Below are 10987 nucleotides of genomic sequence, written 5' to 3' on the forward strand. Positions count from 1 at the left end.
GGTGTGGGAGAAGGTGTCCCAGATCGACTGGCCCCGACCGTCCTCCTTGACCGCCCCCTCGATCTGGTACGCCACGACCTGAGCGACGTCGCCCGGGGACACGTGCGGCGCAGCGTCCGCGACGCAACCCGCGTGCTGGAGACGGCCGACGTGCGGCTCGCGCACGGCTGCGTCACCTGCACCGTGCGCGAGGACCTGCTGCCCCAGCTCGTCCTGCTGGCGCCCGGCGCACCATTGCTGATCGCGGACCTGTGGGACTCGGTGGAGCCCCGATCGGTGGCCGAGGCCGTCGACTGCGCCGAAGCCCGGGACATCCTGCGGCTCACCGCCGTGCTCACCGCGCTGGACGCCGAGGCCATCCCCGACGACATCACCCGCGGCGAACGCCTCATCGAGGTAGGCTGATTTTCCTTACCGGTAGTCATGCGGCGAGCATGTCGAGCGGTCCGCCGACAAGCACCAGGGCGAACGCCGCCCAGCGGAACAGATGCAGCGGCCGAGTGCGATGCAGGAGCGCGCCGAGAAGCATCTCGAAAGCGCCCCTCACAGCCCACCACGCTGCCTTGGCGAGCAGCCAGCTCCAGCCCCCTTTCAAGAACCGTTGCCGATCAGCGGGCACGTGTTCCGTCAGGAACGCGTCGATCCGCAGAGAAATGTGATGATGCTGTCCGGCGCACAGATCGTCGTGCTCGCGGTCGCATGGATTGCCGTCGTCCCCCGCGTGGACGCGGGGCAGCTCTGCGATGACGCTCCTGTGGAAGGCGTCGTACTCCTCAAGCGAGCAGCCCAGCGCGCGGGGGACGTAGCCCGGACTACTACGTACAGCCCACATGCGGGCTGCCAGGCCCGTCTGCTCATACACGCCTACGGAGATGAAGTGCTGCCTGACAGTCGTATGAAGGCGGGCCACGCCGGCTTGAGACAGCCTGAGCCGGGCACGGGCGAGAGCGCCGGTAGCGCGAGCCTTCAATTCGCCGCCCCGCATCCGCAGCTTGTGGGGGTCGAGAAGGTCCAACACGATGGAAAGCGCGGCGAAGTACAACATGACTTTCCCGACACGGCCCCACACCAGCATGGGCCACCCCCATACCACCATGCTCGTGGTCGAACGGCCGTCGAACCATGTGGCGATGACGTCGAATAGTTCGTTCACGGCCTGCTCCTTCGCGTGCAGCGGCCTTCACGCAGGTTCCGGTCTTCTCCCGGTTCGCCCCAGCATCAGGTACGGCGCATCCAGGAGGCCTGCGCCGGCTGTGCCGCTGAGCGCGGTCGGGCTCCTACGCGGGAGGTCACTTGGCGTGTGGATAGGCGACCATGGTGTTGGTGGAGTCGTCCCAGAACAGACCGTATCCGGAGTAGTCGCCGAAGGGAGCCACGATGTAGTCGCCGAGCTGGACCTGGCCTGTGGCGAGGTCGATGGTGACCCGCGGGTCGGCCTGGTCGTCAGTCGAGGCGCCGATACCGAAGGCGACGCCGTCATCGGTCACGCCGGTGAGATGGACCGGCTTGTCCTGGTCGGTCTCCTCGAAGCAGTGGCCGGTGCCTTTGTCCAGGTCGAAGGCCGTGTGGCTGCGGACGAGATAGCGGCCGCCGGCAGACAGGGAGGCTCCCTTGGAGTCGTCGGCCGTCACGCGCTGATCCGGCGCGCAGTCGACCTTGGCGCGGACTTTTCCCGTGGCGGGGTCCAGGACGGCCCACGTGTCGTTGGCCGCGCCTTCGTCGCGCCACTGTGCGACGAGGGAGTCCTTGACCGGGGCGATGAAGAGCTTGTGATCGCTGTCGGTGGTGAGAGTTCCGCCTGACCAGGCTCCCGGCACCCAGTAGTGGCGGCGGGGCCGGGTGTTGGTGGCCAGCAGCGGCCCGCGCGAGGTGACCGCTACGGCCTCGGTCGAAGCGAAACACAGCTTGCACTCGCTGGCTGGGGGTTCCATCTTCTTCAGGTCGTACGTCTTCGTCGCGCCGGTGGCCGGATCCACGGTCGCCACCACGTCGTTGTCCAGCTCCACCAGCAGTCCGCCGCCACCGTTGCTGACCGCAGCCTCGCCGTCCAGTTCGAGATGGTGAGCCGGCTTGACACCGTCTCCAGCAGCACGGGCGGGGAAGATGTCGACCGTCGTGACCTGCCGGCCCTTGCTGACCACGTCGGCGCCCTGAAAGCCGGATGCGGAGGCGACCAGGTAGTCCTTTCCCTGCACGGTGACCGAGAACGCTGACATCATGCCGGGGCCCTTCAGCTCGGCCTTCCACAAGATTTTGCCGCTGGTCACATCGAGCACGGTGAAGGTGCCGTCGTTCTTGCCGCCCTGCCGGAAGACGGCGACCGCCCCGGAGTGCGGCAGGGTGAGCTGGTCCCCCGGCAGATCTGACTCCCAGCCGTGGGAGGTGTCATAGAGGCTGGGGACCGACAGCTGTGTTCTGGGCGCGACACGTTCAGGCGAGGCGGACGAGGACGGCGTAGCCGTGCCGGTCCGGGCCCCGTGCGACCCTCCCGAGTCATCGCTTCCCGGCCCTCCTCCGCAGGAGGTGAGAAGGCCGGCGGCCACCACCGCCACGAGTACGCACCTGGGCCGGTTCACACGAATCCTCCATTCAGCAGAACGCGTCGGTCGGTTCGGTTGCCGAGATCGCCGCAAGGTTCCGGATCCGGCGCGGTTGCTCTCACCCATTGCCCACTGCCACGTACGGGCTACGGTGACGTGGTTGATCATGGTGACGGTCCCCGCCGGAGGCGCGCGCTTTCAGCGCCATTCGATGAATGCGGCAGTGTCGCCGAGCGCGGAGAACTCCCCGGTTCGCTCGACCTTCTGGGGCGTGGATCCCGGCTTGGTGTCGCAGAGGTAGTAATCCATCGCGGCCCCCTTCTGGGAGAGAAACGCGAATCTCTGACCGTCGGGGGAGATCACCATGGCGTGGTTGTCGTGGTCGTTGCTGGGGAGTATGGGCGCTCCAGGCTTCGCCCCCGAGGCGATGTCGAGCGCGGCGAACCTGCCGTCCGCGCTGCACAGCACCGTGTCGTTGTCGAGCCAGCCATCACCACAGGAGATGTATCTGCCCTTCTCCACGAGGTCCGGGCTCACCCCTTGGCCCTCGGCCGGGACGTCCAGGACGTAACCTCTCGCCAGAAGGCGTTTGCCGTCCGGCGAGAGGAAGGCGCTGCCGGCCACCACGGCCCTGCTCGGAGTTCTCCCCACCATGATGAGCTCTTGGGCAGTCCTGACCTCCAACTGGTCGACCGCCTTGTGATCCCCGGCAAGCGCTCGGCTCGCGATCCGGCCCTTGGTTGAGATCCCAGGCTGGTCGGTTTCCTCGTACGTGAACCAGACCGCGCTCCCGTCCCGGGAGAAGGCCGCGTTGTGCTCGTGCGGAGTGTTGCCGAAGTCCTCGTTCCCGGTCAGATCGGTGAACTTGCCCGCACGGTCGACGTAGCCGACATGAGTCGCCGCGGTCTGCGGGTCCTGGGTGACCACGGCCATCTTCGTGAAGTCCTGGTCGAAAAGCGATCGGATGGCCGTCACATCCCCGGCATCAGCGGGCAGCTCATCGGGCTCGCACAGTTGCCTCACGGCGGTGTTGGGCTCGGACCTGTCGTACTCGACAATCGCCGTGTCCGGAAGCTGGAACTCCGCATGCGCCATGTGTTTCCAGCTTTGCGGGTTCCAGCCATCGACGTTGATGACTGCGCCGCTCCCGTTCCCCCGCGAGCAGACCGCCGTAATGATCATGTTCTGCTGGGTGAAATCTCCACCGGTGCCGGTCTCCGAAGACCTGTGGCCGGCGTCCGCTCCCGCCCCGCGCTGGTCTCCATCTGATGAACAGGCAGCGAGGCTTGCTGCCAAGACCAGCGCGAGAAGGGACGCCTTTGCTCTCGGCGTGTCAACCATTCGTCTGTCCCCTATCCAACTTCGGCCCGCTTCCCACAAAGGGCTCTGACGCGCCGTCACCTCATCAACTCGCCGATGAAAGCGAGTGGTTCGAGACAAGGCCGAAGTTGCGGCGTCGGTCGGAAAGGCGCACCTGCGCCGCTTTCCGCCTTGCCGCAAGCCCAAGCATTCCTGGTCCGGGGGTGAGCAGACCCGCCGCCAGGATGGAGGTGATGGCCGCTGGTTCTTGATTCTCCCAAGGAGTTCTTCTACGAGTGGTCGCGATCGGCGTCCGGCCTGCACGTCTCGTAGTTCGAGTGACGGATGGAACTGAAGTTGTCGACGGACATCCAGCCGTATGTCCCCGTCCCCTTCACCCGGCCATAGACCCAGAGGTTGCCGCGCCCGTTCCGCACCCAGCAGTGGAAGTAGATGACCCGGCCCCTGCCGAGCCTGGTCACGTTCCCGCACCGGTCCGCATAGGGCCCCTTCTTGAGGTTGTAGGAGCCCTTCATCACGCCGTAGCCGCCGTCCAGGTTGGAGATGGAGGAGTTGTACGCGTAGCACGGAGACGGGGTGGCCGACGCGGCCGGCCCGTTCACGAGTGTCGCCGCCATGATCGCGCCGGTCGTAACCAGCATTCCTACCGCCTTGGTCCCGAATCGCATGTTGCCCCCTTGGTCCTGTTATCAACTGGCGATCCACAGGGTGCGCCGGGCGGTGTTGAGAACTTGTTGAGTATTCGTTGAGGGGGCGGGAGAGCATCGATGGGGAATGACGCGGTGCGGCCATGGCCGAGCTGGCGCTGGGCTGCATGCGCGCCAAAATCGGTGACCTGTCGATGGCATTGGAGGGCCGCTTCAATGAGCATCACGCGCTGATGTGTCGCCTGCACCTGCAGCATCTCGATCTTCTCGATCAGAGGCTCGCCAAGCTGGATGCGCAGGTCGAGGAGATGATGGTGCCCTTTCGCCTCGCCCGGGAGCTCATGCCAAGCATCCCCAGGATCGGGCCGATGGCCGCCGTCCAGGTGATCGGCGAAATCGGTGTCAGCCCGCACTTCCGGATGCGATCCTTCAGCCGGCTGGCGGCCTTGGAATCGACCCGGATCTTGACTCCGGAGCGGGTGAAGTAGAACCAGACCCCAGCAGCGTCGCCTGCGACGCGTGCCGGACCGAGGACTTCTCCCGGTTCACCTTGAGCTTCAGCCGCTGCTCGACCACGGTTGTGACCGAGCCGAGCACCCTTCGGGCGGCTCGTTCACTCCGCACGAAGACCCACAGGTCGTCGGCATAGCGCACGAACCGGTGACCGCGCCATAAGGATGTCGAAGTTGACCCGGTCGAAGAACCGGTCAAGATCGACGTCCACCACCTATCGCAGGCCGTCGTCGATGGCTCGCCGCGCGGCCCGCACCGCCTGATGGGCGGACTTCCCGGGCGAAACCCAAACAACGAACTTGAAAAGGACGGGTCGAAGATCGGCGTCAGGACCTGCGCGATCGCCTGCTGGATCAACCTGTCCAGCACAGCGGGCACTCCCAGCAACCCGTACCGCTTCAAAATTCATCACGTAGGCCTTGAGCTGGAAGTTCTCCAGAGTGGCTACGCGGCTCGGTGGTACTCGTTGATCAGCCTGCCGAGCACTCTCCGGCGTTCGACCCGGCCTTCCAGCGGTACAACGGTCTGCTCATCATGATCGGGTGGCCGCTGCGCGCGGGACTGGTGCGGCCGGTGGCCGTTGTAGTGAGCGGCATACTCGATCAGAACGGACCGCAGGTGCCGTTCGTTGTAGACCAGCATGCGGTCGGTGCATTCGGTCCGCACCGTGCGCACCCACCGCTCGGCATAGCAGTTGGCCCGCGGCGTCCGCGGCGGCGTCTTCACCACCGTCACGCCCGCGCCGGCGAAGACCGCGTCGAAGACACCAGTGAACTTGGAGTCTCGGTCGCGGATGAGGAAGCGAAACGAGCTGATCCGGACGCCGAGGTCCATGAGCAGGTTGCGGACCTGCTGAGCCGTCGAGGCACCGGTCGGGTTGGCGGTCACGCCGAGGATGTGCACGTGCCGGGTGGCGACTTCCATCACGAACAGCACGTACAAACGCTTCAAGGAGATCATGTCGATGTGGAAGAAGTCGACGGCCAGCAAACCTTGTGCTTGGGTGCGCAGGAACGTTCGCCAGGAGGTGCCGACGTCTCGGGGAGCCGGGCCGACCCTCCGGCCCCGCAGGATCCGCCGCACGGTCGCTTCACTCACGCGATAGCCGAGCCGGACCAGTTCACCGTGCACCCGGCGATACCCCCAGGACGGGTTCTCCCACGCCAGGCGCACCACCAACTCCCGGATCTCCTTGCGCGTCCTCGGACGGCCGGACCGGTGCGGATACGTCCACCGATCTCGGACCAGGCGCCGGTGCCAGGCCAGCAGGGTGGCCGGCGCCACCAGTCGATGAGCCCGCAACCCGGGCGGCAGGAACCGTGCCAGCGCGGCCAGGACCGCCCGATCAGCCCAGTCCGGCTTCGGCCGGGTGACTTGCCTCCGCAATATCGCCACTTCATGCCGCAGCACCATGATCTCGACATCCTTGACCGCCTCGCTCCGACCCAGCAGCGCCGGCCGGCCGAACACCCGGAGCACGATCAGATACAGGAGACGGAGAGACACAAGAACCGATCTTGCCCGTACCACCGCATCAGGTCGATCCGCAGGTCAAGCGCCCTGCGATGACTTTTGAAGCGGTACAGGTTTCCTCGCCGCGGTCTCCCAGGCGCGCCCGTGATCCACGTGCGGGGCGTTGGCGATCACCTACCCGCGTGCTCGGCGGACGTCAGCCTCGCGTCGATGCCGGGTTCGCCCGGACCTCGCGGCCGGGCAGGGGCGGCGAGCCGGCTGACCTGGAGCCCGGCGGCGGTCCACGCCTGGAAGCCGCCGATCACGTCGGTGGCGTTCGCCAGCCCGATCTGCCTGAGGGACGAGGCGGCGAGGCTGGAGGAGTATCCCTCGTCGCACAGGATGATCCAGCGGATGTCCGCCGAAATGGCCTCGGGGATCCGGGCGTCGCAGCGCGGATCGAGCCGCCACTCCAGATGGTTGCGTTCGATCACGATGGCGCCGGGCACCTCGCCGCCGCTGCGGCGCTGGAATTCCGGCCGGGTGTCCACGATGAGGCCTGTGCCACGGCTCGCCGCGGCGCAGGCCTCGGCAGGAGATAGGCGGCGCATTCCGGTACGCGCCCGAGCCAGTAGCGTGTCGATGCTCACGAGACTCCAGGGGTGGGATCTGGGCGGAGACGGTCGCCATCCGCGTGATGGACGGCATCAGCGAGGACCTCAGGTGCGAGGGCGTCACCCTCGTTCCCCGAGAGCCCTCGAGGGATGTCAGATCTTGACGATGATCTCCGCGCGGCCCTTCTCCGACGTGGCCGTGATCTTCCAGCAGCCGCGTGAGGGGAAGCGGACGCCCATCGGCAGCGGCCCCGGCAGTCCCTCCGACGTGGGGCTGAGCGTGGCCTCTCCCTTGGCGCTCGTCCCGACCGCCGTGACCGTCACGGACGGTGGCTTGTCGCTGGATGTCCATAGCGGGCGTTTGGCGTAGAACCCGTTGCCGGCCGGTTCCACAGAAGCGCCCCAGGTGGCGTCGTCCGGCGCGATGAACCAGATATCGGATTCGCCCACGGCCCGTTCGATGCCGTCGTCCAGGAGCTCCCGCGGAACCTCCTTCGCCGCGCGGATGGTGTCGTCACACACCGCCGGTGCCTCTCTTTCGGCGTCGGGCCGGGCCGCGGCACCGCACCCGCCGCCGCACAGAACGGCGACGGCCACGGATGCCGCGACCCGGAGGATCGACCGGAAACTTCGTGTCACCATGTCCAGGCCGTCCACAGGGGCAGGGCCAGCATGACGACGATTCCGAGCATCTGCGCACCTCGAACGTTGGTCCACATGCGCTGGCTGCGCATGAGCCCCGTGCTGGTCGGGTCGCCGAGGCTGACGGAAAGGATCAGCGGTATCGCGAAGGCCAGGCCGTAGACCGCGCCCAGCCATGGAGGCGCCGCTCCCGTCAGGGCCGCAAGCAGCAGGACCCACGACGTGAACGAGACCCGGTAGGTCGTACCGATGATGCCCGTGTCCCCGCCCCACAGCAACGGTGTCACCCACCAGGTGTCCGTCGTGTGCGCCAGTTCCTTGGCCGTCTGACGACGCAGGCCCAAGGACATGCGTCCCCGCGCGGCCGCGACGATGTCGACCACCAGCCCGGCCACACTCGCGACGCCCAGGATGACGGTGACCGCGAAGGTGGAAAGCACACCGGAGACCAGCTGACCCAACTGCGACAGGACGAACACCGTCAGAGTCGCGGTCGAGACGTGCGCGGCGGTGAGGATGAGGATGAACGACCGGGCTCGTTGCCGGCCGAGTTCAGAATCCCCTTGCACGAAGGGGCGGATCACTCCGATGAATGACTGGCCTCAAGGACTGTACAGCTGGGCGAAGCCCGCCACAGCCGCGAGGGAGAGTACCCAGTAGGTCAGCATGCCGGGGTCAGTAGTACCAGATGGAGCAGTAGTACGAGCCGGACCAGCACGAGGAGGACGTGGTGCATTCGCCGCAGTACACCGTGCGGTTGCTGCCGTCCTTGCAGGTCCAGTAGGTGCGGTTGTATCCGGACGGGCAGTACCATCGGGGCCGGTCCACCGGGTACGGGCACCACCGGCTCGTCGCCAGCGCGCAGCACGGCGAGCCGAGCGGGTCGGCCTTGGCCTCCTTCGGCTGGAGGAGGGTGGCCAGCCCGGCGATGATGGCGCCGGCGGCCGTGTAGATTCCGGCGCGGCGTAGCGGGTCCTTGAGCGTGCGGATGGTCTCCGGCTCGGCGTTCTGCATGGTGGTCATGCCACTCCTGCTTGTCTCTCAGGGACGGTGATGAGTTCTGGCGCGGCCAGGAGCGCTTCTAGTTGCCGGAACGACGGGATGGTCTGGGCGGACACGGCCCTCCCGTCCTGGAACACGACGGCCGAGGGCGCCACCGTGATGTCGAGCGCGGTGGCGATCTTGGCCTCCTCGTCGACGATGACCCGGTCGGCGGGCATCCTCGCCGCGACCAGCCACGTCTCGGCGTCCTCGTGCGAACGTGCTTCGATGACGAGCCGCACGCCGTGCGGCACCTCGCCGCGGAGCCGTTTGGCGATGGTCTGGCAGGTGGAGCACATCGTTGACAGGATCAGCACGATCAGGCGATCGTGCCCGTCGAACTCGGCCGGCAGCCCGGCCGCGGACGGCGGCGTCGGCAGTCCCTCGGGAAGGGCGATCGCCTCGGGGGTGTCGTTCAGCCCCAGTTCGGAGCGCACCACTTCGAGCGTGCGGTACTGGTCGACCAGCGCCAGGACGCAGATCAACACGACGATGGTGAGAATGCACACGGCTATGGTGAGCGCGATCACGAAATGTCCTTGTTGACGACAGCCCGGGTGAACACGCGGTTCTCCCGGGCGAGGGGAAAGCCTCGCAGCCCGGCCAGGACGGCGAGGCCCAGTGCCAGGGCTGCCAGAGTCCACAATCCCTGCTCGGCGCGCAGCCCGCTCTGGTCCACCAGCACCAGCACGGCCAGGGCGCCCCACAGGGGCAGGTACGCGATCTGCCTGACGCCCAGCGGCCGCGAAGAACGGCCCAGGCAGGCGCACCCGATGTTCTTGCCGCCGAGCAGCGCGATGGCGCCCGCGCCCGCGAAGGAAAGCCCGAGAACGCCCACCATGAAAGCAGTGAGCATGGGCCATGGCATTGCTGCCAGCATCATCGCGGTCGCGATTTCCAGTAACGGCACGGCGTACGCCAGCGCACCTTTCCCGGGAACCGCCAGAGCGGCCAGGGTAAGACGGAAGTCGCGCGGTTCGGCGAGTTTTCGGGTTCCGGCGTAGAGAAGGAGAGTGGCCGCGGAGAACCGGACCAGGAGGGAGAGAAGTTCCGGCATCAGGCGGTGCTGGGCGATCTGACGTCGAGCACCTGAGCGTCCGGCAGTGTCGTGCCCATGAGCGCGACGAGGACGGAGCTCTGTCCCGCGGCGCTGAGTTGCTGTGAGGGGGCGGCCTTGACGCCGTTGAGGCTCACGACGCCCTTGCTGTCGCGGCTCGGCGTTCCCGTGGTCCAGGAGCACAGGGGAAGGGCTACGAGCCCCAGCTCGGAGACCCGGTCGGTGACGGTGACGAGGTCCCCGACGCGTGGCAGCACGCCCTCGGGAAACCCGGTGTAGGAGACGCTCTTGAAGGTACGGCCGTCGCGCTCGGCCACGGCCGTGACCGTGCCCGCCGCGATTTCGGTCACTCTGGCGGTCTCCTCGACCGTCGTGGCCGACGCGAGCGCCTCGCTCGCCAGAGCCCCGGCGGCCACTGTGGAGACCGTTGCCACGGTGCCGGTTCTGAGAAGGTTCCGTCTGGACAGGAAACGACGCTGCTCACCTGACATAAGGCCTCCGCCGAAAACGAAACATCACCGGGCATTTCACGGGATATCCGGGAAATTTACGACGCCGCCCGGCGCGCGAATTCAGTGTGAGCCGCCTTGATCATGGCTGTCAATATGGTGTCCAAAAAGTCTGACAGCCGACCGAAAGCCCCGTTCCCGGCGCCCTCAGCGCGGGCGGTCGTCCGTACGTGCCGGAGGCTTCGCCGAGCCGTGACGGGCCTGAAAGATCCGCAGGTCGTCGCTGATGCGCCGGGTGACGCCTCGCGCGTCGAGGTGCTCGAGGAGGGCGAGGGCGACGCGGCGGCTGGTCGCCAGGGCGAGCCGCGCGTCCCTGACGGTGAACGGCGAGGCGAGCCGCGCCAGCGTGTCGGCGGCCCGGTCCAGCGCATCGGGCAGGAGCACGACGTTCTTCCCGACCGAGGTCAGCGTGCCGGAGCGGATCGCCGCCGCCAGCGCCTTGCCGGTGAGGCCGAGCTCGGCGAGCCGCTCGGGTGTCGGGGCGTCGAACGGATGCTCGCCGAGGTGGGCGGTCAGTTCGGCCACCGCCTTGACGACGGGCGCGGGCAAGGTGCCGCACCCCACCCTCCCGCCTTTGCCCACTCCCACGGGGCCACCGCCAGGGCAAGCCCCCGGGCTTGTCGGAGCGTGGGGGATGAACGAAGGCTCAGGG

Annotated in this window: 16 protein-coding genes; 2 read left to right on the plus strand and 14 right to left on the minus strand. The window is 67.3% G+C overall.

Going from position 1 to position 10987, the window contains the following annotated elements:
* Positions 1-102: family 1 glycosylhydrolase (locus tag ACWEPL_RS63840; RefSeq protein ID WP_452442706.1), on the minus strand; the 102-nt coding region annotated here is incomplete at its 3' end.
* Between ACWEPL_RS63840 and ACWEPL_RS63845 the strand changes: the two genes are divergently transcribed.
* Positions 103-405: a hypothetical protein gene (locus tag ACWEPL_RS63845; protein WP_452442688.1), complete on the plus strand. Its 303-nt coding sequence runs from the start codon at positions 103-105 to the stop codon at positions 403-405. It abuts the gene before it with no gap.
* A 16-nt stretch (positions 406-421) separates the two neighbouring features.
* Here the strand turns inward: ACWEPL_RS63845 and ACWEPL_RS63850 are convergent, their stop codons facing one another.
* The 4 genes from ACWEPL_RS63850 to ACWEPL_RS63865 all read right to left on the minus strand — a co-directional run bounded on the left by ACWEPL_RS63850 (position 422) and on the right by ACWEPL_RS63865 (position 4528).
* Complete coding sequence (locus tag ACWEPL_RS63850) at positions 422-1153, minus strand: hypothetical protein (protein WP_452442689.1); 732 nt, start codon at positions 1151-1153, stop codon at positions 422-424.
* Positions 1154-1289: 136 nt separating this feature from the next.
* Positions 1290-2576, minus strand: coding sequence for a hypothetical protein (locus ACWEPL_RS63855; protein WP_452442691.1), 1287 nt, complete (start codon positions 2574-2576; stop codon positions 1290-1292).
* Between the two features lie 162 nt (positions 2577-2738).
* The gene (locus ACWEPL_RS63860; RefSeq protein ID WP_452442692.1) at positions 2739-3881 is read right to left on the minus strand and encodes a hypothetical protein; all 1143 of its coding nucleotides are present in this window, start codon (positions 3879-3881) and stop codon (positions 2739-2741) included.
* A 248-nt stretch (positions 3882-4129) separates the two neighbouring features.
* Positions 4130-4528, minus strand: a complete 399-nt coding sequence (locus tag ACWEPL_RS63865) for a hypothetical protein (RefSeq protein WP_452442694.1) — start codon at positions 4526-4528, stop codon at positions 4130-4132.
* A 122-nt stretch (positions 4529-4650) separates the two neighbouring features.
* On the opposite strand from ACWEPL_RS63865, the gene ACWEPL_RS63870 reads away from it, so the two are divergent.
* A complete protein-coding gene (locus tag ACWEPL_RS63870; RefSeq protein WP_452442696.1) occupies positions 4651-4995 on the plus strand; it encodes a hypothetical protein in 345 nt (114 codons plus the stop codon).
* 469 nt (positions 4996-5464) lie between these two features.
* On the opposite strand, the gene ACWEPL_RS63875 is transcribed toward ACWEPL_RS63870, so the two are convergent.
* The 9 genes from ACWEPL_RS63875 to ACWEPL_RS63915 all read right to left on the minus strand — a co-directional run bounded on the left by ACWEPL_RS63875 (position 5465) and on the right by ACWEPL_RS63915 (position 10884).
* Complete coding sequence (locus tag ACWEPL_RS63875) at positions 5465-6499, minus strand: integrase core domain-containing protein (RefSeq protein WP_452442697.1); 1035 nt, start codon at positions 6497-6499, stop codon at positions 5465-5467.
* 164 nt (positions 6500-6663) lie between these two features.
* The gene (locus ACWEPL_RS63880) at positions 6664-7122 is read right to left on the minus strand and encodes a rhodanese-like domain-containing protein (protein WP_452442699.1); all 459 of its coding nucleotides are present in this window, start codon (positions 7120-7122) and stop codon (positions 6664-6666) included.
* Between the two features lie 117 nt (positions 7123-7239).
* The gene (locus ACWEPL_RS63885) at positions 7240-7608 is read right to left on the minus strand and encodes a hypothetical protein (RefSeq protein ID WP_350738645.1); all 369 of its coding nucleotides are present in this window, start codon (positions 7606-7608) and stop codon (positions 7240-7242) included.
* 113 nt (positions 7609-7721) lie between these two features.
* Complete coding sequence (locus ACWEPL_RS63890) at positions 7722-8297, minus strand: hypothetical protein (protein ID WP_452442701.1); 576 nt, start codon at positions 8295-8297, stop codon at positions 7722-7724.
* A gap of 106 nt (positions 8298-8403) precedes the next feature.
* Positions 8404-8751: a hypothetical protein gene (locus ACWEPL_RS63895; RefSeq protein ID WP_319713235.1), complete on the minus strand. Its 348-nt coding sequence runs from the start codon at positions 8749-8751 to the stop codon at positions 8404-8406.
* Positions 8748-9299, minus strand: a complete 552-nt coding sequence (locus ACWEPL_RS63900) for a hypothetical protein (RefSeq protein WP_319713236.1) — start codon at positions 9297-9299, stop codon at positions 8748-8750. Before ACWEPL_RS63900 ends, ACWEPL_RS63895 begins: the two co-directional genes overlap by 4 nt.
* Positions 9296-9826, minus strand: coding sequence for a MauE/DoxX family redox-associated membrane protein (locus ACWEPL_RS63905; protein WP_363973103.1), 531 nt, complete (start codon positions 9824-9826; stop codon positions 9296-9298). Before ACWEPL_RS63905 ends, ACWEPL_RS63900 begins: the two co-directional genes overlap by 4 nt.
* Complete coding sequence (locus ACWEPL_RS63910) at positions 9826-10260, minus strand: hypothetical protein (RefSeq protein ID WP_363973100.1); 435 nt, start codon at positions 10258-10260, stop codon at positions 9826-9828. Before ACWEPL_RS63910 ends, ACWEPL_RS63905 begins: the two co-directional genes overlap by 1 nt.
* 222 nt (positions 10261-10482) lie before the next feature.
* Positions 10483-10884, minus strand: a complete 402-nt coding sequence (locus ACWEPL_RS63915) for a SelB domain-containing protein (protein ID WP_452442704.1) — start codon at positions 10882-10884, stop codon at positions 10483-10485.
* Positions 10885-10987 lie beyond the last annotated feature (103 nt).

It is taken from the genome of Nonomuraea sp. NPDC004186 (genome assembly GCF_053603495.1).

Excerpts from the sequence above, each read along its gene's own strand:
- ACWEPL_RS63905 (WP_363973103.1), bottom strand. The coding sequence starts at position 9,826 with ATGCCGGAACTTCTCTCCCTCCTGGTCCGGTTCTCCGCGGCCACTCTC.
- ACWEPL_RS63860 (WP_452442692.1), bottom strand. The coding sequence starts at position 3,881 with ATGGTTGACACGCCGAGAGCAAAGGCGTCCCTTCTCGCGCTGGTCTTG.
- ACWEPL_RS63865 (WP_452442694.1), bottom strand. The coding sequence starts at position 4,528 with ATGCGATTCGGGACCAAGGCGGTAGGAATGCTGGTTACGACCGGCGCG.
- ACWEPL_RS63895 (WP_319713235.1), bottom strand. The coding sequence starts at position 8,751 with ATGACCACCATGCAGAACGCCGAGCCGGAGACCATCCGCACGCTCAAG.
- ACWEPL_RS63870 (WP_452442696.1), top strand. The coding sequence starts at position 4,651 with ATGGCCGAGCTGGCGCTGGGCTGCATGCGCGCCAAAATCGGTGACCTG.